The following is a 23,589-nucleotide window of genomic DNA, read 5'->3' as shown; positions in this document are numbered from 1 at the left end:
GTCCGCGGCTGTGCCAGGGGCCGTGACGAGCGCCGCGACGCACGACGGCATCGTCCGATCGCGTGACTGAGACTCGAACATCAGTTGAGGCGGGTGACTTCGTAGCCCGCATCTTCGATCGCCTGGATGATGTGCTGGGTGTGTTGGCCGCCGCTCGTCTCGATGCGGAAGTCGAGGTACGCCTCGCCGACCTTGAGCTCGTCGACGGCCCTCTCGTGACTGACGTTCCGGATATTGGCGTTCTCGTCGGCGATGATGCTCGAGATGGAGCTCATCCTCCCCGGTTCGTCGATGATGCGAACCCGGAGCTGGACGAGCTGCTGTCGATAGGTGAGCTCGTGCGTGAGCGTTCGTTGGAGCATCGTCGCGCTGAGGTTGCCGCCGCTGAGGACCGGGACGACCGTCTCGCCGGCAACATCGACCTGGTCGCTCAGGAGCGCTGCCACGGTCGCCGCTCCGGCGCCCTCGACCATCTGCTTGGTCCGCTCGAGGAGATAGCGGATGCTGTGTGCGATCTCCGTGTCCGAGACCGTCACCACCTCGTCGACGTGCCGGTCGATGAGCTGGTACGTGAGTTCCGAGATGCCACCCGTCGCGATCCCGTCTGCGATCGTCTGGACCGAATCGAGCGTCTGGGGCGCACCTTTCTGGAGACTCTGGGGGACAGTCGCCGCATCTTCGGCCTGGACGCCGATGACGCGGACGGACGGATCCAGCTCCGCGACGGCGGCCGAGATGCCGCCGATGAGCCCGCCGCCGCCGATCGGTACGACGATCGTATCGACGTCCGAGACCTGATCGACGATTTCGATGCCGAGCGTCCCCTGGCCGGCGACGATGTCGGGATCGTCGTACGCGTGCACGAAGACGGCGCTCTCATCGACCAACGACTGCGCATAGTCCATCGCCGCCTGGAAATCCTGGCCGCGGAGTTCGACGTCGGCGCCGTAGTCCCGCGTCGCGTCCACCTTCGACTGCGGCGCATTCGTCGGCATGACGATCGTCGCTTCGAGGCCGGTCTCCGCCGCGGCGAGCGCGACACCCTGCGCGTGGTTGCCGGCGCTGGCGGCGATCGCCCGGTCGACCGACGATCCACCGTCGCTGTCTTCGAGCTGGACGAGTTTGTTGTACGCCCCTCGCGTCTTGAACGAGCCCGTTCGCTGGAGATGTTCCATCTTGAGGAAGATCCGGGCATCGGTATCGCGGTCTAGCGTCCGGCTCGTCTCAATCGGCGTCTCTCTGGCGACCGATTCGCCGGCGAGGCGGTTCTGTGCTCGCTGAATGTCAGTGAGTTGTACGGACATAGTGTTCCTGAACCGGTGGCTGCCTTCCGAACGCTTCCTGACGGTGAACCGTTCGGTAGCGTACCGATAGTGGGTGATGATTACACAGAGCGATTTATAGGTACTGGTAGTCGGGACGACGGACGTGATACCACTGGCCGTTCTTTACAGTCCGGAATCTGGGGAACAGTGCGCATAACCCACATGGTAGATAATTATATAGCCCCGGATAGGCTATTAATCTACGATGGACCGGCTACCGAATTATATATCTCTAGTTTTTTGCCGATGAATTGGTATATCGTCGCCCTATTTAGTCTAAAACCCAACGTATGCATTCCCCATTTTGGGTAAGATTCCGTCCCGGGGTTTAAGTCTCTGCCTTGACAGTGCTAATGCATGGCTCGCCAGAACGACGGTGAACGACGGAAGACCACGGCAACGTCGCTCCACATCGTCGATACTATCGAGGAACTCGACGGTGCAACGCTCTCCGAGATCGCCGAACACATGGAACTCTCCACGAGCACCCTGTACACGCACCTCAACACCTTAGAGGAGTGTGGATACGTCATGAAGGTCGGCGATACCTACCACCTCGGACTGAAGCTTTTCCGCCTTGGGGAAGCAGCCCGCTACCGGGACGACCGGTACCGGTTGGCGAAGAGGAAAGCTTTCGAACTCGCGAACAGGACAAACGAGGAGGTCAACTTCGCCGTCGAGGAGAACGGTCGCAGCATCATTCTGTTCGACGAAACCAACAACCCCTCGATGGAAGGTTTCCAGGTGGGTCACCGATTTTATATGCACAACTCGGCCAGCGGTAAGGCCATGCTCGCTGAGTTCGACGAGGAGCGCCGCAATGGGATCCTGGACCGGTGGGGGCTGCCACGAGAGACGGAGAACACTATCGTCAACCGGGATGAACTCTACGACGAACTCGACCGCATTCGAGAGCAGGGGTATGCCGTCAACGATCAGGAATCACTGGAAGGGCTCCGATCGGTGGCCGTTGCCATTGAAGGCCCGGACGGCGGCGTGTTCGGATCGCTCGACGTCTCCGGGCCGCCATATCGGCTGCCATCCGATGAGGAGCTGGCCGAGCTGCTACGGGATGCAGTCGACGAACTTGAAACCAAGATCGCATCGTGAGAAGCCCTTCTGTTGAATTCTGCATGAACGGCACTCCTCATCGCATACGCTGAATCGAGGGGGAATCACACGTCACCGCTAAACAGGCTCTATCACGAGACCAGGCTCAAGAACCATCTTTACACGCATATCATTGTAACTGAATTGGTCGTATTCCTGTAGCAGTGTTTGATCGCGTTGCCCCCGCTATCAGTTCTGGCTAGCTTCGTGTGACATAGCTATCAGGAGCTTCTTATTAGTAACAGTGGGCAGCTCTCCTTATTCGAGGAATATAATGTATGAGCCTTCGACACCGGGTGAGGTCTCTCCGTAAATTCCAGGCAATAGAGTGCCATATATTTCCGGACCGGTATTTGCGATCAATGGGTATTCGGGGAGTCGATCGAATCGACCACACCGCGGCCGGCGAGGCGTCAAAACAGGTCCTCTGACGATGATAGTCTCCAGTCGCAGTGTCCACCAGAAGATCGACGAAACGATCGAAGTCAACGAGAACTCTCTCTAGAGATTTGCTGAGAACGGAGTCGGTATTTGGAGGAACCTCTCTATCTGTGGTTCGCAACGAGTCTGCTGACGAAAGTGAGTCACTCACTCTGCCAACTGCCTGATCTTCTTTACTTACGACATTGAACAGGCCCATTCGAGCGCTGTGTATTACAACCATAACTATGTAATATCCAGTCACGAATCCACTGGTCTACTTGTGTCAGATGGCCGCCTCATGATCAAAGGGGGGTCCTCAAGACTGGACTTCTGGAGTTTCTTCTCAAGCCCCTCGTCCGGCAACCGCACGTCAGGTTGACTCGTATTCGGGACCGCTGTGTTCATAAACTGATGGAATTCAGTGTTCGACTCAGCACAAGTCCCAATATAGTATCTATTAAAACGAATCCTGCAAATAGCGTCTAACATTCAGGGAAGGCTCTCCCCACACCTGGATACGGAAAGCCGATTTATAGCCGGTCAGTAACGCTCTGTTCCTCTCGTTCGACGAACCGGCAATCCCAAACACTTTGTGATGACTACGACGGCTCGCTACTCAGAGATAGCCATCGTCGTTAGTGAAACGTAGTGATGGTGAGATGGGGAATCCGTTGTGTTAGCTAGTCATACCCGTACTAGTGGCCATGCCTCTCGCTGGCTCTGGTGAATCACTAGACGGCGTCGGCTTCGACCGTCAGAACTAGGACGTTGAAGCGGGAAACCGCCGATGATCCATGTCGAAGATTTCCCGCTTCACGAAGAAAGCAGTGCGATTGGCTAAAAACGCTGTTGGTGGTCGAGGCGAAGTCGCCGCCCCCGAAGGGGGTGGCGGCTTCGCCGACTACGCCGTCGTGTCGCTGCACTGTCTGCGGATTCACCTGGCGAAACCGTACCGTGACGCGCTCGATCTGCTGAGCGAGATGCCACAAATACTGGCGGAGATCGGCCTTGAGAAGCCCGATCTCCCGGATCATTCGACGCTAGTGAAGGCGTTTGACAGAATCAAGATGGCGGTGTGGCGAGTGCTGCTGCGCCTGTCGGCGCAGCTGCACGACACCTCCGGACACGCCGCGATGGACGCGACGTTTTTCGACCGCGAACACGCTAGCAAACACTACTGCCGTCGAACGAATTACCGCGTTCAGACGCTCAAAACCACCGCGCTCGTCGATACAGCGTCACAAGCTGTCCTCGACGTGCACTGTACGACCGAGAAACGTCACGACACCCAGCTCGGCTGGCAACTCGCCCGCCGCAACACGGGCGAGTTGCACAGCCTCGCCGCTGACAAAGGCTACGATTGGCAGCAATTACGCGAGAAGCTCCGGGAAGAAGGCGTGAGACCACTAATTAAGCATCGTGAGTTCCGCCCCATCGATCACGCGCACAACGCGCGGATCGATGGGGCTCTCTACGGCCAACGAGCACTGGCTGAGACCGTCTTCTCGACGATCAAGCGTACGCTTGGCCACGCGGTGCGTGCCCGAGCGTGGTACCGCGAATTTCGTGAAATCGTCCTGATGTGTGCGGTCTACAACATCAAGCGTGCCGTGAAACAGTGAATCGAACGCCTTCTGGCGATTCACCAAAGCCCTCTCGCTCGAAAAACGTTCGTTGGTCTCGTGAATCGCCTCGGGGTCAAGCCCCGAGGCTTCCCGTTTCTACGACGTGACTTGCAGACACGGACTCGAAGTGAGTTGTGTCCGTAGCGGTCACAGTCTCCACGGGCGTGTCTTCGGGCCATCCCAGCCCTAGTTCAGAAAAGCCTCTCTGCAAGACGTTCATCGCCGCGTTCGCGTCTCTGTCCGTCTCGAACCCACAACTCGGACAGGAGTGTTCTCTGACCCAGATGGGTTTCGCTGTTTCCACACCGCACGATGCACACTCTTTGGTTGTGCCTCGTGCTTCGACCTGCTTGACGTGACAGCCGTACAGGTCGGCTTTGTATTCGAGAAGGGTGATGAATTGTCGCCACGCCGCATCCTGCTTGTTGCGAGCGTTGTGCGACTGTTCGAGCATCTCCTTCACGTCCAAGTCCTCAACGAATACAGCGTCATACTCTTTGACAAGCCACGTCGTAATCTTGTGCTGGTAGTCCAGCACCTTCCGCTTGATGTGCCGCTTTACCTTCGCCACTTCCCGGCGTTGTTTCTCGTAGTTGTTCGACCCTTCTTCCTTCCGAGACAGCTTGCGTTGTTCACGGCGAAGACGCTCGTACTCGTCTTCGAGGTCGAGCCAATCCACGGTCTTGCCGTCGCTAGTGTGGATGTAGTTCTGGATGCCAAGGTCAATCCCAACGCTGTTACTTGCGTCAAGCGAGCTCAGGTCGGGTTTCTCGGGCAGATTGGCGTCGTCGGTTTCGAGGGCGAACGAGACGAACCACTCGCCGGTCGTCTCCTTCTTGAACGTGACTTCCTTGATCGAAGCGGAGTCAGGAATCGGGCGATGGTAACGGATTTTGACCCGGCCGATTTTGCTGAAGCGAACGTAAGCGAACCTGTCACGGCCCCTCTTTTCATCGAGGTCGAAACCGGACTGGTTGTACGTCACGCTTCGGTACTCGGTAGGTGATTGCCGTTTGAGACGACCAACGTTGTACCCCTTCTCCTTCTTCTTGCGGAGATTCGAGAGGTTGCGATGGAAGCGAGCGACAGTGGCTTGCGCGGCCTTCGAGTGCAGTTCACTGAACACCGGCCATTTGCGCTTCCACTCGGGGAGTTTGTTGTTCTGGTCGTACTCGGATGGTTTGTCGTCCTCTGGACTGTTCTCGTAGTCCCAGCGGACGTGGTTGTAGAGTTGGCGATGAACGTCCAGATGATGTTCCAGTCGCTCCGCTACCTCTTGTGTCGGGTAGGCGTGGTAGCGGTGACTGTGTTCCATCGCTGTCTCTTGATTACCGATGTGTTCACTTAATGGTTTGTATCCCTGCGTGTCGGCTTCATCCCCGAGGTCAAGCCTCGGGGTATTCGCCTTGTCCGCTGATAAAGTCGTGTTCAGATAAGCTGATTCCACGCAAATGCGAACGATCTGAGCCACTGATCAGCAGTTTCTGTTTTGGCGTGGCTAAAGCTATTACTAAACGAAGAGGTTCGTCGTTTTAATTCTTGAACGGTACGTTCGACGCTGTTCCGGTTTTCCGCTTCTCGTATCTGAAATCGAGGCCGTGTCGTGAGCACGCTGTTTGGAGTGAGGTCGCGCCATCGACGAGAAACACTGCGTCCTCGACGTCGTGTTTCTCCTGTAGTGTGGCGAGAAAGGACTGCACAAGAATGGTCGTAGTGGTGGATTCAAGCTGTGTATGGAGCAATTCGTTGGTTCCGGATCGACAGCAGCGTACAGCCAGTACTGCTGCCCGTTGAGCTGGATCACGGTCTCGTCAACCGCTACGTGATCTGGACAGTGTCCGCTTTCGGGCTGTAGATCGGCCTTGTGGACCCAGTTGTGAACGATCGACCGAGCCCGCTCTACACCGTATATCTCAAGAATAGAATCTGTATTCGAAATTGATAGTACAGCAAGATGGAGCTGAATACCGAGCTTCATCAACAGCTTTTGTGTTGCCTCTCGCTCCATAAACCTACCTCGATTCGGTCGACACTCCCAGTGAGGCGTGCGTTTTCGAGTATAGATCACTTTGAAAACGCTACGCCTCACCCTTCAATCATTATCTGAACACCACCGTGAGCGGACGTCTGTCAGGGTGTTCGGCGTCCGCTCACGCTGCCAACACTCAAGAATCTCCGTCTCGAAAGTTTCTCTGAACAGGTCTGAGAGTGGCATGAACACCTAGCTCTTCGGCCTGCTCATTCCGTATCTAGACAGTGGCATATAGAGATGCAACTCGAAGCGCAGATAGCATTTACTCCGTGGCGGATTCATCCGTACGGTATTCGTCTTCGGTTGTGACTTCGAGGAACACGTCTTCGAGCGTTTGTTCTTTATCGATTGCTTTGCGGCTTGTGAGCTCGCTGGGGTGGCCCTCCGCGACGAGGTCGCCATCGTAGAGGATGCCGACGCTGGTCGCAATTTCCTCGACGACGGGGAGGATGTGCGTTGAGAGGAACACGGTGGTGTCTCCTGCAGCCAAGTTCGTAATCGTCTCCCGCACTGTTCGGGCGGCACGCGGATCAAGCCCGGACGTCGGTTCGTCGAGAAAGACCACCTCAGGATCGTGCATAATCGCCTGAATTAACCCCGTTTTCTGTCGCATCCCTTTTGAGTACGTGGCGATCCGCTGGTCGGCAGCGTCGGTCAACTCGAATCGGGCGAGGAGTGTTTCGATTCGGTCGTCGATGGCATCTGGAGTCATATTGCGTAACCCACCGTGGTATTCGAGTTGCTCACGGGCGGTGAACTCCTCGTGGATCGGTGGTGACTCGGGCAGATAGCCGATATGTTCGATGAGCGCCTCGCGGTCAGCGATTGACGCTCCCGCAACGCGTCCGGTGCCACTGGTCGGTGGCAGCAATGCCGTCAACATTCGGATCGTCGTCGTTTTTCCCGCCCCATTCGGACCGAGGAACCCGTACACCGCTCCCCGTTCGACTGTGAGATTGAGGCTATCGACGGCTGTCGTGTCGCTGTACGTCTTCGTCAGATCGTCCGTGCTGATTGCTGGTTGCGTATCCATTCCAGTGCGAGGGTCTCGGTCATCCGCACTCGGTGTGTCGTTTGTTCTGTTGGTCATCGTCTGGAGGTCACCTGAGTTGATAGTCTCGGAACCGCTGTACTGCAGCCCTGAACGCGGTTCTCGTGATAATGGCGGCAAGCAACAGTGTGAGGAGAAGCGCGCCGATCTGGACGACGGCGGTCGGCACCCCGTAGGCTGTGATGGCCTCGTAGATAGGCGGAGCGGTTCCCACGAAGGCTGGTATACTGACGAACACCCCGATGGTAAGAACCAGTCCGTGACGAAGGAATGCAGCAGCGCCTACCTCTGCGTAAATCGGTACGTCGGTGAAGAAAAACGGAACTGGAGCGTAGTTGAACCGCTCGACGCCCAGCCCGACCATAGTGGCGACTGCTGCGGTACAAGTACAGACGGCACTGCCGAGGAGCGCAATCAAGAACGTTTGTCCAAACCCAACGGGACCGACGATGCCAAGTGGAACGATGATAAGGGCGATGAGCGGGATACCGACTACGGTCGCGGCGAGAAGTGAGCTACCAACGAATTGCCGGCCCGTGACCGACGTGAACAGCATCGGCAATGCGCGATATTCGGTGCCGATTGGATCCGAACTGAACGCGACACCAGTGACGAGGCCGAGCGTAACTGCGAAAAACACCAGCAGGCTGGTTGTACCACCGGCAAGTGCGACCACTGGGAACCCAACCACGCCCATGAATAGGAGGGCATAGCCCGTGGATAGAAGTCCCTGTGGAACCCGGCGTTCCATCAGCCATCGCTCCCGAGCGACGGTGTACATCGCTCGCGGGATGCGTTCACCGACAAATCGCTCGACCACCCCTGTTTTGAGAAGTGAGTGTGAACCGCGAGTCCCTGTCGAACTGGTAGAATCGTGTTCCCAGACCTGGCGAGCGAGAAGCGTCGTCCCGGCCGTGAAAATCGGGACTGTGGTACCGAGGAGAGCAAATACACGCAGCGTGTGACGAGGTGAGCTGACCGTATCAGTCGGAGTACCGATGAGCGCTAGGTCCACGAACCATGCCAGCGGTAACGCACCGAAGAGTCCGGCCAACGGAGCAAGTGAGAATGACAGCTCTTGCAGAAGCATCGCAGCGGTGATGAGCGGAATCCAGCCGAACACGATGAGGAGATCTCGATAGTACCGTGCTCGCACGAGTCGAAGCGCGACGAGTCGGGCGGCGAGTCTACTGGTGGCTCCGAGTACAGCGGCAAGCATAGCTACGCACGCGCTTGCGAGAGTGATCGTGAGTACGACCGTTGGCGACCGGAGTCCGATTGCGGTGCCGATTGCGATCCCGAGCGTCGGCACGACGAGCGTAGTGAGCAGTCGCGCGTAGACGAACCCCAACAGACCCAGAGCAGCGGTTCTGGTGGAAACAGTCGTCAACAGGAAATTCGGGTTCAGACGTTCGAACCGAACGTGCGTGTACTTCGAACTTCGCCAAACCATCCAGACAAACGCAGCACTGACAAAGAGACTTACCACGCCATCTGGAAGTGGCTGTCCGGCGATGAGGTCGCGGCCCAGTGAGTACCCACACCACCCGAGAGTGCTGGCGATTCCGACCAGGATGACAAGTATGACCGGACGACCAGTCAGTGGAGTTTCGAATTCACGATGATGGCGTATCCACTCCGCCCGCGCGATTTTCATTCCCTGCCGGACATCCGTGGGTATGTGAGTTAGTCGGAGCATCGTATCTCAAAGCCCGCAGTTGAGCGGAACCAGTCGTTCGATTCGCCCGTTCCCCGGACCGCCGAACCGATCTCCAAACCCGTGGGTGGACGCTGAGTTGTCACCGCCAAGCGCACTGAAGTCAATGTCGTCGACAAATCCCGACGCAGTGCGTTCGGTCGCGTAGACGTACAGCGCGGTCTTGGCGACGCCATCATTTGTCAGTTACCCCACCAATAAGTCGGAACAGGTCTCGCCGCCCGTAATCCCAGACAGCGATATACAACAGGAACCCAGTCACGAACATCCCCGTTCCGACCCTATATGAATCAAGTGCCGGAAGTGTATCTAGAGCGACAAAGACACCGACCAACGCTGCCGCCACGCCGACACCACAAACTGTTTCGAGAGACTCGAGACGGACTCGGTCACCGTTCACGAGGCCTTGCCCGACCTGATACACGAGTCCGAGACCGGCAAGTCCTGCGAGCGCGGGTGCAATCGTCTGTAACGACGGCACGACAAACCCCGCGAGGACGGTGACGAAGCCGCCGATGGAGACACCCGTAGCGACCCGTCCAAGCGTCCGGACGCGACTGAGTCCTGCGGAAGCCGTCACCTCGGACGGACCAGCTATGTCCTCGGATCGATGCGGCTCACCGTCGGTAGTATGTGCCACCTGCTGGCCGACGTGAATGTAGCGACCAGAACCATCCGGTTCCGTCCAGCCAGTCTCTTCAACAACATCTACCCCCTGCGTGTCCACGTCAATGTCGTCGAACCGGATCGGTAATCCCGCCGAGATCTCGAACGTCGGGTGATCCTGGAGCTGGAAGTGGAGATGTGGCTCTGCGGAGTTCCCCGAATGCCCACACCGACCGATCTGCTCGCCGCGCGTTACGCGATCTCCGGGTTCAACCTTGATGCTACCCGGGACGAGGTGAATGAGACTGCTATACTCGTCTTCCGCGTGACGGATCGTGACGGCGTTCCCGGTCATACTCCGTTTGAGCGGATGGGAAAATCCACCGGCTCGCCCGAGTTCCGGGTCATCGTCGTGGACATCGATGACGACGCCGTCGGCAGGTGCGAGGACAGGCTGGTCGTAGCAGTAGTAGTTTTCGATGCTCGTATCTGTGCCTGCTGGACGGCTACGCCCCTCGTCGTCGGTGATCACGAGGTCGTAGGCGTAGCGCTGGGTCGCCGGAAACCACGAGTGGGAGTACTCTTTGATCGGACTCCCGTTCACGACTGTCCACGTTCCCTCGACGGGCAGTCGATAGCTCGTCGACTGGTCGTGGGTTTCTGGATTGGGGAGCGACCCACGGTGTCTCCCGATAGCGACGAGGCTTCCCAGAAGTTGCATCGCGTCCTGGCGAAACACGAGTGGATTGAAAAACGATAGAGGAACACCCAGAAGAAAGGCGACGTGACCTCGCCATCCATTATCCATTTCGAGCCAGTCCCGCGGTCCCTCGTCGCCAGTGTCGAATCCGAGCGATTGCTTGCTGTCGCGTAGTAGTATCGACACGAGCGGCCATAATGCAAAGAACCAGAACACATGGAACAGCTTGAGGATCTCCAGTGACGGGAACCAACTCCCGATGATTCCGAGTAGTCCCAGCAGCGTCAGGGAAAGCGGGCTCATAGACTGTATCCGCTCGCGGAGACGCGAACCCAGAGACGGTGACGTAGCTTGATTCGACATACGTAGTTACTACGCAAGAAATGGGCGTGCCGGGCTGTAAGCGTTCTGTGAACCTAACTTCACGAGAAAGACCCACACACTTCGGAGAGGCCAGCACTCAATGGGACCTCGGTTCAACGGGTACGTATGACTAACGATGAACGGAATCGAACGGCGCCTGAGGAGGCGTTCGCGTTGCTCGGCCACGAGATCAGACTTGCCATTCTTCGTGCGTTCTTCGACAACTACGTCCCACTCGATCCGGATTCACTTCACGAGGTACGGAAGGAGCGCACACTTTCGTACGCGGAGCTGATGGCAGCAACAGATATGGAAGACAGCGGGAAATTCAACTATCACTTGGAGAAACTCCGCGGCGTCTACGTCGAAGAAGTCGAGAGCGGGTATGTTCCAACGGCGAGCGCTATCGCCCTCTACGAAGCCGTCATGGCGAACCGGCCGATGAAGTCGGTCCCGGTCGAATTCGAGATCGAAGAGTCGTGCCCGAACTGTACGTCTGGACTCCGAGGGAAGTACGAACAGGAGTTTCTAACCGTTGAATGCCCCGCGTGTGACCTGTTTTGGGGTGCCACGTACCGGTTTCCGAAAAACGGGCTCGCTGTCCGCGAGGGCGAGGGGATCTACAAAGCACTCTACGACCGGATGATGCACCACGTCGGACTGGCCCGCACGGGGCAATGCCCGTCGTGTGCTGGCATCACCAGCATCACTGTGCCGCGAGAGCGGCTCGATAGGGACTCGACACCGACTGCGGAGATGACTTGTGAGACATGCTCGTGGTTCGTCACTGTCGATATCATCAGTGCACTACAGTTCGAACCGCAGGTGACGAAGGCGCTGATCGAACTCGATGTTCCGCTCAGTGAGTCGAGTAGCATGCGAGCGACGGAGCAAGTGCTCCCCGATGTCACCGGTTGGGTCAGCTCCGATGACCCGTTCTATGCCACGATCTCCATCTCGTATGACGACGCAGTTGCTGAAATTACTGTTACCGACGAGCTCAAAATCTGTTCTGCTGCCGTTGAATAACTGGTTTAGTTAATTCTGCCACCATTCTAATCATCTGTTGGCTGTTGCTCCGTTATCCGATTGGGCAATCGACTCCGAACGCTTGAGATCATTTTGTCGTCCATATCGTCTGTCTCTTCCAATAGAACTGGGGCGTGGCGTTCGAGTTGAATGATCATCCCGACTAGAGCGATCAGACATAACCCGGCAGCGGGGATTCCGGCAAGGACAGTAAATGAGCGGAGCACCGAAATGCCGCCAGCAAGACTGAGTGCGATCGTCAGGGCTGCCAGCACTATACCCCATGTGATCCGGTTGAGAGTTGAGGGCGACGGCTCGCCTTTGTTGGCGATCATAGAGAAGCTAAACGTCGCCGAATCGAGGGTCGTTATGAGGAAGCTCAACACGAGGAGCAATAGGATCGCAGAAAATAGATTGGCAAATGGAAGCAACTGATCGAACAGGGCAAAGCTGACACCGGCTAGGCCAACTTCGGAGTATACACCTAGCAGATCAGCCTGACCAGTGGTTTGTAGCCAGAGTGCCGACCCGCCGGTCGCGACGTACCACGGTACGGTGAGTGCGAACGAGCCAAGCATCCCGGCGAACACGAGTTGTCGAAGAGTTCGCCCACGGGAGATTCGCGCCATGAACACGCCGACCATGGGCGCAAACGTGAGCCACCACGCCCAGAAGAACACCGTCCACGATCCATACCAACTGGTGGCAGCCGGTGTGAAGTACAGACTCATACCGACGAAGTCAGTCATGTATCCTTTGATTGCCTGTGTCCCGACATTGAGAAGAAATGACATCGGGCCGAACACCAGCGCTACTGCCATGAGCACCAAGAGGACGATCACGTTCAGATTTGCAAACCGCTGGATTCCTTCCTGTATTCCGGCGGTAACCGATAGCAGGAATACCACTGTGATGAGGAGGATGAACAGGACTTCGCCGAGTGTCCCAACATGGACTCCCCAGTTGTACGACAGGCCAGCCAAGAACTGATTGACGCCGAGCCCGAACGAGATCGTGATTCCACTCACCGAAACGACCACGGCAAGCGTATCGACTGTTTTGCCGAGCCATCCATCGACATTGTCTGTGCCGACAAATGGGGCGAGGATGACTGCGGGCCGAAACGGCATGTCTTTACGATATGCAAAGTAGGAGACGGCAATGCCGAACACCAAATACACGGACCATGCTGAGGTCCCGTAGTGGAAGATCGCATATTGGAGTGCATTCGTCATTCCTGCCCATGTACCGACATTGGACCCGAAGAATGGAGGTGCAGTTTGATAATGGACCAGCGGCTCCACTGGGCCCCAGTACTCGAGACCGCCAGAGGACAGGCCTGCAGTAAAGATCATCACAAGGTACCCGGCATATGAGAGATCAGGCTCTTCATCTGGACTGCCCAACTTGATGTTCCCCCACGGTCCGAGCAAGATATACATCAAGAAACAAAATGAAACGAAGACGAGCCAGAGGAAGAGCCAACTAACATTCGATACGACGGCGGTATTAACGGTCGCTAGGTGCGAAGCCGTCGCTTCTGGCCATGCGATGATGACTGCTGCGATGACAAGGAGGATGGACAGTGATCCGAAAAATATCGCTGAATCTGTCCCCTCTAAAGCCTCGTGTACTAGACTCATGAGTTCAAGTAAACAATCCGTCCGCCGTGCTGTGCTGTTGCGACGCTGGGATCATTCCATCGGTACCCGCTCCTAGCGAGTTTTCAACCTTGCGACTCCTATAAATATAAAATACTTTATATCTAACTGTCTACTGCGAGAGAACTTTCGTAAACTAAAATCGCGGGCGCTGTTGAAATCCTATTGGTTCGACACCTTCCCGCTGAAACAGCCGTTAGTTAGAACTGCGAACCTAACAATTTGTGGAGTACCCCATACCAACAGTAGGTGGGTTCTCTAAAAACCGAAGGCTAACAGAGATAGACTCCTCAGCGTATTCTGGAAGGAACCACTCTTTCCAATCGTATCCGTCTATCTTCACCTGAATGGTAAACCGACCTTCGCGGTCTGGAAGGTCAGACCCTTCAATTTCAAATCCTCCTTGAGGTCCGATTTCATACGGCTCCTCGTAGACTATCTCTTCCGCGTCAGAGAGTCGTAGCTGTATCTCGTGGCTTGTTTCGTATGTAGTCCATGCGAATATCTCGCAGATTCGTACTGACTTCTTTGATAAATCAAGGCAGCCGCTTCCCAAAGAGAGTGTGCTGACCCCACAATACTGGAGAAGAGAACGGCGATTCATGAGTTATATTCTGTTATGAATAGATAAATGTTTTATCAATCTCAGGTGGCTATCTGTGAAGGGTTTCATCTGTACTGAGCACACCCCTGTTGTCGTAGATGGCAGGTTCTTTCACAACGACGGTTTCTACTGATGATACGACACAGCGAGGGCGCTGATCTCCTACCGCACAACGTGCGGGATGTAGTTGACAATACTCGTCAAGGCGGATCCTCAGAATTCATGAGATCCGGTTATTTAAACCGCCCATATGAGCTTGTGATATCTTATCAAAGATTTTAACACATATAACTAGTAACTCCGAAGCCGAAGTATGCCCTCCATTCAGACGAACGAATTGACGAAACGATTCGGTGACGGCACGGTCGCGGTCGAAGATCTAGACCTGACCGTCGACACCGGGGAGATATTCGGGTTCCTCGGTCCAAACGGCGCGGGCAAGTCGACGACGATCAACATGCTGCTCGACTTCATCAGGCCGACCGACGGCTCCGCAGAGATCCTCGGAATGGATACGCAGACGGAGATCACCGCGATCCGGGAGCGTATCGGTGTCCTTCCGGAAGGATACGAGTTCGACGAGTACCTGACCGGACGCGAATACGTCGAGTGGGCTATCGAGACCAAGGGAGCTGACGACGACCCAGATGAGATACTTGAGACAGTCGGCATCCATGACGATGCAGACCGAACGGCCGCCAGCTATTCTACGGGGATGGCCCAGCGACTCGCCTTTGGGATGGCGCTAGTTGACGATCCTGATCTCCTCATTCTCGACGAACCCTCAGCGGGACTCGATCCAAATGGTATCCAGCGGATGCGGTCGATTCTCCGTGACCGAGCCGATGACGGAACGACCGTGTTCTTCTCGAGTCACCTTCTCTCGGAGGTCGAAGCCGTTTGCGATCGAGTCGGCGTCATGAGCGACGGCCAACTTGTCGCGGAAGATACTATTGAGGGGCTTCGAAAGAAAGCAGGTGGTCGTTCCAGCATCGAACTCGAATGTGCAGGACAGCCAACGGTCGACAATGTCGAAACGTTGGATGGCGTCGCAGAAGTGGTCCTCAAGGAGACGACGCTGACCGCTTACTGCACTGATTCGTCCGTTAAGGCGGACGTAGTCAGGCTGGTCGACGATCAGGCCGATGTCGTCGACATCTTCGTCGAGGAAACCTCGCTTGAGGAACTGTTCAACCGGTATACGAGCGGTGGCCGCGACGGATCGGGCACGGACGAAACGGAGAGAGCGTCTCAAGGGGTCTCCGCATGAGTGTGCTCACCGTCGCAAAAAAGGACTTCAAAGGTGCCCGGCGGTCCCGGACGCTCTGGGTCGCTGCTGTCCTCCTCGGACAGATTGCAGTCCTCCTCGGGTTTACGGCTCGAGGCTACCGATTGACCGGGATCGAGACTGTCCAGAGTTCGTTCCGGATGTTAACGCAGCTACTGGCGGTACTGCTACCTATCATCGCGTTGGCCGCGACGTACATGGCTATCGCCGGGGAACGCGAAGGCGGCGGGATCAAGTTCTTGCTGTCGTTCCCGAACACCCGTCGGGACGTCTTCGTCGGGAAGCTTCTAAGCCGACTCGGGATCGTCGCATCGGGCGTCGTATTCATGTACATCGCCGCGATCAGCATTTCGCTGGCCAAATTCGGTGTGTTCCCCGCTGGTGTTATTCTTGGGACGCTTCTGCTAACGATCATCTATGGTTCGGTGTTCGTGAGCATCGCCATCGCAGTGTCGGCGGCGGCGGCGACGCGAAGCCGAGCGATCGCCAGTTCGCTGACGTCGTACTTCGTCCTCGTCATCCTCTACGTATTTCCCCTGATCCAGATCAAAAACCTGGTCCGTGGGATTCACACGTCCATACTTGGTATGAAGAGCAATCCGGATCTCTACAATGCAGTTCAGTACACAAGCCCGTTCCTCGCGTACCGGAAGTCGATCAACCTCGTCTTGCCCGACAGGCTGCAACAGCAACTCTTCCGCGATAGCGCCACGAACGCGGCAGCGAGTACGCGCACGCAGGCAGCGACGACCGATCTTAATCTTCCGGTGTACCTTACCGACGAGTTTTCTCTCGTCATCCTCGCGTTTTGGCTCGTGATCCCGTTGTTCGCTGGATATTGGGCGTTTAATCGAGCTGATCTAGAATGAGATCGATGGATCGACGCACTGCGGTCGGAACGGCGCTCCTCGCTCTTGCGATCATCCTGTTCACAGTGCCCACACTGTTTCCCGTTCAGGCGGTGCTCACGCACGACACGACGGCAGTCACCTTCGACGGCCGAGACAAACTTGAGGAAGACGGTGTGACGATTATCCCGTACGAGAATCTTTCCGATCGAGGGCAAGAGCTGTACGTTCGAACGCTCGAAAATGGTGGGACGTACCGCACTTCGCCGGGACAAGGAGCGCCCGAATTTGACTACATGACCGGCGCGGAGCGGTCACAGGCTCGGAGAGAGAACCCGGATACGAGACCCGGGTATGTTGCGATCGAACGTCCCGAGAACGCGACCCTTCCGACGGCAGACGAACCGTTCAATCAGGATCGTCGAGCACGAGATGAAGGAGCTGAGAGCCACCACAAAACGGTGATGCGCTACGATATGATGGAGGTCTCGAAGGGACCACCTCCGCTTGGATCGACGCCACAATTGCTGCGCCTCGCGGCGTCGCTGCTCGCGGTCCTCTCGGCTGGAATCGGCGGATATTTGGCCTCCTCACAGTAAGGGAGTCGACAAAATCAGCTTATTTGACTACAATCGGGAGGTCAAAGAGATGCTGAAAGCGGCACTGTCTAGCTAAGGAGTGAGCAGGTCGAAGAGGTAGGTGTCTATGCCACTCTCAGACCTGCTCAAAGAGAGTTTCGCGACGGATGATCTTGAGTGTTGGCAGCGTGAGCGGACGCCGACGCCCGTCAGGGCGTTCGGCGTCCGGCTCACCGCTGCCGGCTTATCGATCAGGGAAACAACCGCGGTGTTACGGCTGCTGGGCGTTGACCGCTCGCACGGAGCGGTTTGGCAGTGGATTCACCGGCTGGCCGACAGCCTGGCAGACCCGCCGACGGCAACGCCGTCGCGGGTCGCTGTCGATGAGCTGGCTGTCAGGATTAACGGTGAGCTCCACTGGCTCTACGCCGCGATCGACACCGACACAAAACTCGTACTGGGCGCTGAACTCTTCGAACACCGTGGCACCGACGCTGCAACGGCGTTTCTGCGCTCCCTCGACCGGAAACACGAGTTTACAGACACCGTGTTTCTGGTCGATGACTACGGCTATTTGACTGCCCTCGCGCGCCTCGATCTCAGCGGTCGGCTCGACTACTCGTTCCGAAACCACATCGAAAAGTGGTTTCAGACCCTCAGAATGCGGATCGACCGCTTTCACGCCTCATGGGTGGGCAGTCGGGCTAGCGCCCAGCAGTGGCTCGCTGTCTTCGTCAAGTATTACAATCGACAGCGACCGCATCAGGCACTCAACCACCGCACGCCGGCTGAGGAGGTGCTAAACTAGACGGTGCCGATTCATCCAACGGAGCGAGACCGCAGGCGAACAGTCCGATACCGACCGCATTGCACAAATCTACCGCCACTCGGACGGGTATCCCGATAGCGTCCCCCGTGACCTGGACCAGCTGAAGCAGCTGCTCGACGAGACACGAACAGAGCGCAGGCCTGCGTACGCCGCTGCCCAGTTCCTCGACACGCTCTCGACGATGACCCTCTACGTGGATGAAGGTCGTGATCGGAGCATCCACGCTGACCAACCCTCGGGTCTCCTCGACCCGGACAATATGGGGCATCTCGACCAGCCGCTGTTCCTGCTCGGTCACGGCGTCGAAAATCCAGCAGACGGCATTCACGGCGACGAGGAGTATCTCTACGTCGTCGAACTCCCCGCACGGAATCCGTTCGAGGAGCCATCCGAGTGGACCGTCAAGGTGAGCGGTCATTCTGCGTTCCCCCGGTGGGATGGCCCCACTGAGGAAGCCTTCGAGCAGGCGTCCTGGCAGTTTCGAAGGTTCGTTGACGGCCGCTCTCGACAAACGGCTCGTTAAACCTGCGTAGGAAATGGTCTGATCGGCACTTCAGGAATTCTCGAAGGCAGATGAGGGTTCGAGAATGTTCCCGAGGTTGTCCATGGCCACGTCTAGAGAGCGTCCAGACAGTCCGTAAGCGTCGTGTAGGTCTGTTCGACTTTACCGATCGTTCTCCCCTTTCCCAACCCCTCGCCAGTGTGCTGGACGATCAGTTGTGAGTGAGCGACGGAGTTTCGCAACTCGGTCAGATCGTCGAGTTGGCTCGACGCTCGGTGATCGCTCGAAAAGCCACAGGCGTCCCAGCAGACCTCGATATTACTGATGATCGTCGCAAGCGTTGAGAACTGAGCGTAATGGATTTCATCGAGTTCGATGTTTGATTGCCGGGCGTCAGCGTGTCTCTCTTCGATATCTTCCACAATATTTGGATCGAGAGATATACGCTCCTTCCAGTCAGGGACCTCGTCAAGAATGAGCTCACGGAAGCGCTCTTCGAGTAGTGTGATGCGGTCGAAGAGGTGGATCAGCGCGGGCGACGTGTTCAGGTCCGCGCGCGTCAGGATGCCCGTCAGCCGATTCCGCCCGCCCAGAAAATAAAACGGGGACTCGTAGAGTGCCGAGAGTACCTCATCGAACGTGGCGTCGGTACTGATGATCTCCTCGAACGTTACTGGGTTCGTGTGCGCTGCAATTTGATCGTCAGCCGCTGCATCCTGCAGGTGGTCGAGTTCGACGTATCCGACAACTGTCTCTCCGTCGATGACAGGTGCTACATCATATCCCTCCGACTCAAGCCAGTCAGTGGTCGCAGCGACCGTGGCATCCGGTGATTGTGACGCAATCGACCGCGTAGCGAGATCACCCGCGGTACAGACGTAGAGGTCTCGTCCCATTATCCCAGCCTCCGGCTTCGCGGCGAATAATCCTTTGGCCAGCATAAGAAATAAGTAGAAGTAATTAATTAGTATAGCTTGATGAGCATAAGGCATTTCTCCGATGCGGGCGGTTATCTCGACTACGGAGATGCGACTCCGTTGTTGCCGGTGGAAGAGCTACAGGCGAGAGTTTACACCCACCGAGATGCGGAATGTGCGCTCGGGGACGCGCCAGCCGATTCCGTGCTCGCTATCAGACCAACAGGGTTGGCGAGCAGTTACGCGTTGACTCAGCGGACACTAACAGCGATCGAGGTCGCATCGCTGGACGACGAGCTTCGGAACCAAATCGGCGGAGCGGTCGATGTCGATCTGGCGCAGTTCGAACTCATCCAGGTAGGGAGAGCGACGACGCCAGCACAGAACCGAAGTCTCGCAGAGTTTTGACGGCTACTGGCGGCACCTAGATCATCCCCGATATAACAAGGAGGCCGAGGATCACCAGCAGCGTCGTCACAATACCACCACCGACTAGCAGTGTATTCTCCATCGCCCTCTCGTGAATCGACATATCCGCGTACTCTTCGCGGAACGCTTCGAGATTCTCCTCGTCGTAGAAGTACTTCGTCTTCAGCGCGAACCGCTCGGTGACTGCACAGCCCGTACAGATCGGCTCGCCTTCCAGCCGCTCCGTTTTGATGTGGCTGGAGCAGGCGATTGCCCCGCAGTTCGAACAGTAGGTGTACGTCTCGTCGCCGCCGCTCGTGTCACAGTGGACGCACTGATGGATGCCGTCCTCGGCAGTCACCCTTGATGGTCCTGCCGCGTAGTACTCGTAGGGGTAGGTGTACGCTTGGATGTCGGTGGTGTGCCGAACTTCGGGGAGGTACACTGGTTCAATTGATTGGACGGAGATGTCCGAGCGGTTCGGCTCGCAGGTCTTGTTGTAGGTGACGTTATTGTCGCCCGTGTAGGAGACCGTCGTCGTGTGGTGCTGCTGGAGCCGCTCGACGGCCCATTCCTTGTACTCCGTTTGGGTCTGCCCGAACCGTCGCTCCTCGACGTCGTCGAACACCGCTCCGAACTGCTCGGTGTCGAGGTCGACCGTCGCGTGGAGATTCTCGGTGACCAGCGTCCCGACGTCCTCGTCGACGACCTGGGGCTGCCCGCGTTCGGCGTGGGCAACGAATCGGGGCCGGTCGTTGATCCGGTGAATGACGCCTACCGACGTCTCGAAGACGGCGTTCGTGTCCGCGGTAACCGCGACCACCGGGCGGAACGTCACCGATGAGTGTGGGTCTGGGAGGTCGGCAGCCTCGATGTTCTCGATGTCGCGGAACGCCTCCGCGACGGCCGCGTCGACGTCGGCGGCCGGGTCGTACGGGCGCAAGGTCTCGTCGCAGAGAATCTCGATGCGCCCGTTGTAGAGGTCGAGCCCGATCTCGTCGGCAATCTCCCGGAGATCCTCGCCGTCGAGCAACTCGATTGGGTGCGGGTCGTCGTTCTGCTGGAGGCGGTCGGCGTACTCCTGAGCAGGGTTCGTGAACCGGCCGGTCGTGACGACCATTCCGCGTTTGGGGCCGTCGAAGTCGAACGTCGCGATCGCCGAGTGGAGCTTCTGGACGACCGGCCGCCCGACCGTCCCTGTATGCTTGCATTCTACAATGATCGCGCGGCGGGTACCGTCGACAACCTCCTCCATGATGACGTCGCGGCCCTCGTCGGCCGTCCGCGCTGCCTGGCGGACGTTCTCGTAGCCGAGATTACGGAAGACGTCCTCTATTACATCTTCGAACTCGAACCCTGAGAGATCATCCAGTACAGCCATCCCGATATACCTGGACAGTACGTTGCAACTGTCAAATACGTTGCCGAACGCAGCTCCGTCCTGTTTTTGGACCCACGAGAGGGGTACGGGGGTGATCGAACGAGCCTCCCGCGAACCAACCTATGAGTGGAATCAGCGACGCACGCTCACACGTACAGTCACGAACCTCGGCTGATCCCGACGTCATCTACGTCGGTTCCCGTCGTCGAGGCCGCGCCATTGTCGAGAGGCAATCGGACCAAGAACAGCTCACGCCAGAGCGGAGCCTCGAGCTGGCGAATCACAGTCCTTCGGGCTTCGAATGGGGAGATGGTGGCAGCGGGCCAGCCCAACTCGCACTCGCCCTCCTGCTCGATTACACTGATAATGAGGAGGTGGCGCTTGCGGAGTACAAGGCGTTCAAGACCGAAGTAGTGAGCCAGCTAGAGTTGCTACAGGACCCGACGGCTGCTGGCGACTCACGGGACGCGAGATAGATGCAGTCCTTCGTGAGAGAGTCGACGATCCAGTCGCACCGTCCGTCAACTAACGATCACAGGAGCGATCAATGTCAGAACACAGCCAGCAGCCTCGTACGGGCGCAGAATCGCCGCAGAACCGTGAGCGTCAGGCACCAACCGAGTACGTCGAGCGAAGCGATGTCGGCGTCTCACTCACCGTCAAACTCACTCGCGGTACTGGTACTCGCGATCAAGACAAGATCACGGCCAAAGTGAGGGTAAGACGCTCGAAGGCGCCCGCGAGGATATGGAAACCCTCCGCGAGTATATCCACGACCTTGCTGAGGACACTCGTCAGATCTATCCGCCGAATCAGACGGTCTCACACCGGAACAGCGTCTCGAACCGCCAAATACCCGGCTCATCAACGCTGGTATCGCGACGATTCACGACGTGGAGACGCTCCGAGCCTGCGTCGCCTATGAGAACGCGAATCAGCAGCGCATCCAGATTCTCCGCCGGCTTGAACAGCGGGCCAGCGAAATCCGCTCACAGGACGACTAACGGAACATTCGGGGATGTCTGTCGGAGCATTAGTAGATGAAAGATCGAATGATTGACCCACCGTATTAGGGATCAGAATATTATAGTTCAGACTATTATAGTCTAGTTTCTAACTTCGGAGCACATATGTATCTCCCGCCACGACCTAGAGGTATGGACCAGTTCGTCAATCGTATCGATGAACTCGATCGGTTGCAGACCCTCTATGAGAGTGGCACTGCAGAACTCGCAATCATCTATGGGCGCCGCCAGATCGGCAAGAGCGAACTCGTCCGCCAATCGATTGCCGACCGCGACGATGCCGTGTACTATCAGGCAGTCCAGGGGACAGCGACGACACAGCTCAGGCGATTCGTCGAGGCAGCAGCGTCGACCTATCCCGACATCACGGCCGTCAAAGAGGAGTGGGAACCGCTCTTAACGTACCTCACCGACAGAGACGCCGTCATCGTCATCGACGAATTTCCGTATCTCATCGAATCGAACGAGGGACTTCCCTCGGTCATTCAACATCTGTGGGATACAGCTATCGACGAGAGTCAGGCGACGCTCGTACTCACAGGCTCTGCAATCGGCATGATCCATACCCACGTCCTCGATGGCGGTGCGCCACTCTACGGACGGGTGTCCCAGACACCGAATGGCCGCCTCGAACTCACCCAGCTGCCGTTTCGCTCCATCCAAGAGTTCGTGCCAACGTATGATCCCGAAGAACGGGTGTTCGTCTATGGCGTCTTCGGCGGCACACCCCGCTATCTCAGCCCGCTCGATCCATCCCAGAGTCTCGGAGAGAACATCACGCGGCTGCTGTGCGACCCGGATGGCCCACTCCACGACGAGCCCGAGACCGTCCTCCAGATGGAGCTCAACGAGGTGAACACGTATTTTTCGGTTCTGGAGTCGATGGCCAGCGGGAATCGCAGTCGAAACGAGATCGCTCAGGGAGCCGGCATCGAGAGCACCAACACGTCGTACTACTTCGACCGGCTGGAAACCCTCCAGATCATCGAGAAACATCATCCGGCACTCGCCGATCCGGCGCGCAGCAAGCGGACTCGATACAAGATTCGAGATCCCGTATTCCGGTTTTACTTCCGCTATCTCTACGGCCGCGGGGGACAGTACGAACTCTACGGCGAGAACGCCTACGCGGATCTCATCGAACCGGAATTGCCCGACTTCGTCAGCGAAACGTTCGAATCGCTCTGTCACCAGGCGGTGCCGGCGCTCTATGCAGACTACCAGCTCACACAGGTGCCAAGCCAGTGGTGGTACAAGGGTCAGGAAGTAGATGTCGTCGCACCAACTGACGAGTCGACGCTGATCGCTGGCGAAGCGAAATTTACCAACACCCCCCTCGGTTATGATGTGCTCGCGGACCTCGAAGACGACGTGGAGCAAATCGATTGGACACCCACCGGAGGTGGTGAGCAGACGTATGAATTCGCCTTGTTCAGCCGCTCCGGGTTCAAACGCTCCGTCGAGGAAGCCGCAGACGAGCGTGATGATCTCCGGCTATTCGATCTCTCCGATATCGTTGCCATTCTCGAGGGTGGAACCATTAACGTCGGAGGGTAACAGCTGGGGA

Annotated in this window: 18 protein-coding genes and 5 pseudogenes; 13 read left to right on the top strand and 10 right to left on the bottom strand. The window is 57.1% G+C overall.

The window, feature by feature from the left end:
* Positions 1-80: 80 nt before the first annotated feature.
* Complete coding sequence (ilvA, locus tag ABDZ81_RS17355; RefSeq protein WP_343775657.1) at positions 81-1,304, bottom strand: threonine ammonia-lyase; 1,224 nt, start codon at positions 1,302-1,304, stop codon at positions 81-83.
* Positions 1,305-1,682: 378 nt separating this feature from the next.
* On the opposite strand from ilvA, the gene ABDZ81_RS17350 reads away from it, so the two are divergent.
* Together ABDZ81_RS17350 and ABDZ81_RS17345 are read left to right on the top strand one after the other, a co-directional pair.
* The gene (locus ABDZ81_RS17350) at positions 1,683-2,435 is read left to right on the top strand and encodes an IclR family transcriptional regulator (protein WP_343775655.1); all 753 of its coding nucleotides are present in this window, start codon (positions 1,683-1,685) and stop codon (positions 2,433-2,435) included.
* Positions 2,436-3,652: 1,217 nt separating this feature from the next.
* Positions 3,653-4,480, top strand: coding sequence for an IS5 family transposase (locus tag ABDZ81_RS17345; protein ID WP_343775652.1), 828 nt, complete (start codon positions 3,653-3,655; stop codon positions 4,478-4,480).
* A 76-nt stretch (positions 4,481-4,556) separates the two neighbouring features.
* Here ABDZ81_RS17345 and ABDZ81_RS17340 read toward each other — a convergent pair whose 3' ends face one another.
* The 5 genes and pseudogenes from ABDZ81_RS17340 to ABDZ81_RS17320 form a co-directional block, all read right to left on the bottom strand.
* Positions 4,557-5,798, bottom strand: coding sequence for an RNA-guided endonuclease InsQ/TnpB family protein (locus ABDZ81_RS17340; RefSeq protein WP_343775649.1), 1,242 nt, complete (start codon positions 5,796-5,798; stop codon positions 4,557-4,559).
* Positions 5,799-5,911: 113 nt separating this feature from the next.
* A pseudogene (locus tag ABDZ81_RS17335) lies at positions 5,912-6,544 on the bottom strand (IS6 family transposase).
* Positions 6,545-6,777: 233 nt separating this feature from the next.
* Entirely contained in the window at positions 6,778-7,548 is a 771-nt protein-coding gene (locus ABDZ81_RS17330; RefSeq protein WP_343775646.1) for an ABC transporter ATP-binding protein, read from the bottom strand.
* 67 nt (positions 7,549-7,615) lie between these two features.
* Positions 7,616-9,265 carry a hypothetical protein gene (locus ABDZ81_RS17325; protein ID WP_343775643.1) on the bottom strand — a complete coding sequence of 550 codons (1,650 nt, stop codon included), beginning with the start codon at positions 9,263-9,265 and terminating at the stop codon, positions 7,616-7,618.
* A 193-nt stretch (positions 9,266-9,458) separates the two neighbouring features.
* A complete protein-coding gene (locus ABDZ81_RS17320) occupies positions 9,459-10,952 on the bottom strand; it encodes a M23 family metallopeptidase (protein ID WP_343775640.1) in 1,494 nt (497 codons plus the stop codon).
* A gap of 126 nt (positions 10,953-11,078) precedes the next feature.
* Between ABDZ81_RS17320 and ABDZ81_RS17315 the strand changes: the two genes are divergently transcribed.
* Positions 11,079-11,981 carry a DUF7351 domain-containing protein gene (locus tag ABDZ81_RS17315; RefSeq protein WP_343775637.1) on the top strand — a complete coding sequence of 301 codons (903 nt, stop codon included), beginning with the start codon at positions 11,079-11,081 and terminating at the stop codon, positions 11,979-11,981.
* Between the two features lie 26 nt (positions 11,982-12,007).
* Here ABDZ81_RS17315 and ABDZ81_RS17310 read toward each other — a convergent pair whose 3' ends face one another.
* Together ABDZ81_RS17310 and ABDZ81_RS17305 are read right to left on the bottom strand one after the other, a co-directional pair.
* Positions 12,008-13,624 (bottom strand): BCCT family transporter, encoded by a 1,617-nt coding sequence (locus ABDZ81_RS17310; RefSeq protein WP_343775634.1) that lies wholly within the window; start codon positions 13,622-13,624, stop codon positions 12,008-12,010.
* A gap of 232 nt (positions 13,625-13,856) precedes the next feature.
* Positions 13,857-14,246 (bottom strand): hypothetical protein, encoded by a 390-nt coding sequence (locus ABDZ81_RS17305; protein WP_343775631.1) that lies wholly within the window; start codon positions 14,244-14,246, stop codon positions 13,857-13,859.
* Positions 14,247-14,559: 313 nt separating this feature from the next.
* Here ABDZ81_RS17305 and ABDZ81_RS17300 point away from each other — a divergent pair, with 313 nt between their 5' ends.
* From ABDZ81_RS17300 to ABDZ81_RS18175, 5 genes and pseudogenes are all read left to right on the top strand, one after another.
* Positions 14,560-15,516, top strand: a complete 957-nt coding sequence (locus tag ABDZ81_RS17300; RefSeq protein WP_343775628.1) for an ABC transporter ATP-binding protein — start codon at positions 14,560-14,562, stop codon at positions 15,514-15,516.
* On the top strand, positions 15,513-16,403 hold the full coding sequence (locus tag ABDZ81_RS17295) for an ABC transporter permease (RefSeq protein WP_343775625.1): 891 nt from the start codon (positions 15,513-15,515) through the stop codon (positions 16,401-16,403). Before ABDZ81_RS17300 ends, ABDZ81_RS17295 begins: the two co-directional genes overlap by 4 nt.
* A gap of 5 nt (positions 16,404-16,408) precedes the next feature.
* Positions 16,409-16,981 carry a hypothetical protein gene (locus ABDZ81_RS17290; protein ID WP_343775623.1) on the top strand — a complete coding sequence of 191 codons (573 nt, stop codon included), beginning with the start codon at positions 16,409-16,411 and terminating at the stop codon, positions 16,979-16,981.
* Positions 16,982-17,087: 106 nt separating this feature from the next.
* Positions 17,088-17,768: an IS6 family transposase gene (locus ABDZ81_RS17285; protein WP_343775621.1), complete on the top strand. Its 681-nt coding sequence runs from the start codon at positions 17,088-17,090 to the stop codon at positions 17,766-17,768.
* Positions 17,769-17,781: 13 nt separating this feature from the next.
* A pseudogene (locus ABDZ81_RS18175) lies at positions 17,782-18,322 on the top strand (hypothetical protein).
* Between the two features lie 82 nt (positions 18,323-18,404).
* Here the strand turns inward: ABDZ81_RS18175 and ABDZ81_RS17275 are convergent.
* On the bottom strand, positions 18,405-19,187 hold the full coding sequence (locus ABDZ81_RS17275) for a CBS domain-containing protein (protein WP_343775616.1): 783 nt from the start codon (positions 19,185-19,187) through the stop codon (positions 18,405-18,407).
* A gap of 81 nt (positions 19,188-19,268) precedes the next feature.
* Between ABDZ81_RS17275 and ABDZ81_RS17270 the strand changes: the two genes are divergently transcribed.
* Positions 19,269-19,616, top strand: a complete 348-nt coding sequence (locus tag ABDZ81_RS17270; RefSeq protein ID WP_343775614.1) for a DUF8165 family protein — start codon at positions 19,269-19,271, stop codon at positions 19,614-19,616.
* Positions 19,617-19,632: 16 nt separating this feature from the next.
* Here ABDZ81_RS17270 and ABDZ81_RS17265 read toward each other — a convergent pair whose 3' ends face one another.
* Positions 19,633-20,997: a restriction endonuclease gene (locus ABDZ81_RS17265; protein ID WP_343775611.1), complete on the bottom strand. Its 1,365-nt coding sequence runs from the start codon at positions 20,995-20,997 to the stop codon at positions 19,633-19,635.
* A gap of 122 nt (positions 20,998-21,119) precedes the next feature.
* Here ABDZ81_RS17265 and ABDZ81_RS17260 point away from each other — a divergent pair.
* The 4 genes and pseudogenes from ABDZ81_RS17260 to ABDZ81_RS17245 all read left to right on the top strand — a co-directional run bounded on the left by ABDZ81_RS17260 (position 21,120) and on the right by ABDZ81_RS17245 (position 23,579).
* Positions 21,120-21,526, top strand: a pseudogene (locus ABDZ81_RS17260) (DUF6166 domain-containing protein).
* 18 nt (positions 21,527-21,544) lie between these two features.
* Positions 21,545-21,804 (top strand): annotated as a pseudogene (locus tag ABDZ81_RS17255) (DUF7389 domain-containing protein); the annotation flags it as partial.
* Between the two features lie 2 nt (positions 21,805-21,806).
* A pseudogene (locus ABDZ81_RS17250) lies at positions 21,807-22,001 on the top strand (DUF8129 domain-containing protein); the annotation flags it as partial.
* A 153-nt stretch (positions 22,002-22,154) separates the two neighbouring features.
* A complete protein-coding gene (locus tag ABDZ81_RS17245) occupies positions 22,155-23,579 on the top strand; it encodes an ATP-binding protein (RefSeq protein ID WP_343775608.1) in 1,425 nt (474 codons plus the stop codon).
* Positions 23,580-23,589 lie beyond the last annotated feature (10 nt).

It is taken from the genome of Natronoarchaeum mannanilyticum, assembly GCF_039522665.1.
Classification (GTDB): domain Archaea; phylum Halobacteriota; class Halobacteria; order Halobacteriales; family Natronoarchaeaceae; genus Natronoarchaeum; species Natronoarchaeum mannanilyticum.
Note: the sequence above shows the minus strand (reverse complement) of the source record. Positions and strands in the feature narration are given on the sequence as shown.

What these genes read in the sequence shown, in the direction of transcription:
- ABDZ81_RS17350 (WP_343775655.1), top strand. Translation starts at nt 1,683, where the DNA reads ATGGCTCGCCAGAACGACGGTGAACGACGGAAGACCACGGCAACGTCG.
- ABDZ81_RS17300 (WP_343775628.1), top strand. Translation starts at nt 14,560, where the DNA reads ATGCCCTCCATTCAGACGAACGAATTGACGAAACGATTCGGTGACGGC.
- ABDZ81_RS17285 (WP_343775621.1), top strand. Translation starts at nt 17,088, where the DNA reads ATGCCACTCTCAGACCTGCTCAAAGAGAGTTTCGCGACGGATGATCTT.
- ABDZ81_RS17270 (WP_343775614.1), top strand. Translation starts at nt 19,269, where the DNA reads ATGAGCATAAGGCATTTCTCCGATGCGGGCGGTTATCTCGACTACGGA.
- ABDZ81_RS17295 (WP_343775625.1), top strand. Translation starts at nt 15,513, where the DNA reads ATGAGTGTGCTCACCGTCGCAAAAAAGGACTTCAAAGGTGCCCGGCGG.
- ABDZ81_RS17290 (WP_343775623.1), top strand. Translation starts at nt 16,409, where the DNA reads ATGGATCGACGCACTGCGGTCGGAACGGCGCTCCTCGCTCTTGCGATC.
- ABDZ81_RS17245 (WP_343775608.1), top strand. Translation starts at nt 22,155, where the DNA reads ATGGACCAGTTCGTCAATCGTATCGATGAACTCGATCGGTTGCAGACC.
- ABDZ81_RS17310 (WP_343775634.1), bottom strand. Translation starts at nt 13,624, where the DNA reads ATGAGTCTAGTACACGAGGCTTTAGAGGGGACAGATTCAGCGATATTT.
- ABDZ81_RS17275 (WP_343775616.1), bottom strand. Translation starts at nt 19,187, where the DNA reads ATGGGACGAGACCTCTACGTCTGTACCGCGGGTGATCTCGCTACGCGG.
- ABDZ81_RS17265 (WP_343775611.1), bottom strand. Translation starts at nt 20,997, where the DNA reads ATGGCTGTACTGGATGATCTCTCAGGGTTCGAGTTCGAAGATGTAATA.
- ABDZ81_RS17320 (WP_343775640.1), bottom strand. Translation starts at nt 10,952, where the DNA reads ATGTCGAATCAAGCTACGTCACCGTCTCTGGGTTCGCGTCTCCGCGAG.
- ABDZ81_RS17305 (WP_343775631.1), bottom strand. Translation starts at nt 14,246, where the DNA reads ATGAATCGCCGTTCTCTTCTCCAGTATTGTGGGGTCAGCACACTCTCT.
- ABDZ81_RS17325 (WP_343775643.1), bottom strand. Translation starts at nt 9,265, where the DNA reads ATGCTCCGACTAACTCACATACCCACGGATGTCCGGCAGGGAATGAAA.
- ilvA (WP_343775657.1), bottom strand. Translation starts at nt 1,304, where the DNA reads ATGTCCGTACAACTCACTGACATTCAGCGAGCACAGAACCGCCTCGCC.
- ABDZ81_RS17330 (WP_343775646.1), bottom strand. Translation starts at nt 7,548, where the DNA reads ATGGATACGCAACCAGCAATCAGCACGGACGATCTGACGAAGACGTAC.
- ABDZ81_RS17315 (WP_343775637.1), top strand. Translation starts at nt 11,079, where the DNA reads ATGACTAACGATGAACGGAATCGAACGGCGCCTGAGGAGGCGTTCGCG.
- ABDZ81_RS17345 (WP_343775652.1), top strand. Translation starts at nt 3,653, where the DNA reads ATGTCGAAGATTTCCCGCTTCACGAAGAAAGCAGTGCGATTGGCTAAA.
- ABDZ81_RS17340 (WP_343775649.1), bottom strand. Translation starts at nt 5,798, where the DNA reads ATGGAACACAGTCACCGCTACCACGCCTACCCGACACAAGAGGTAGCG.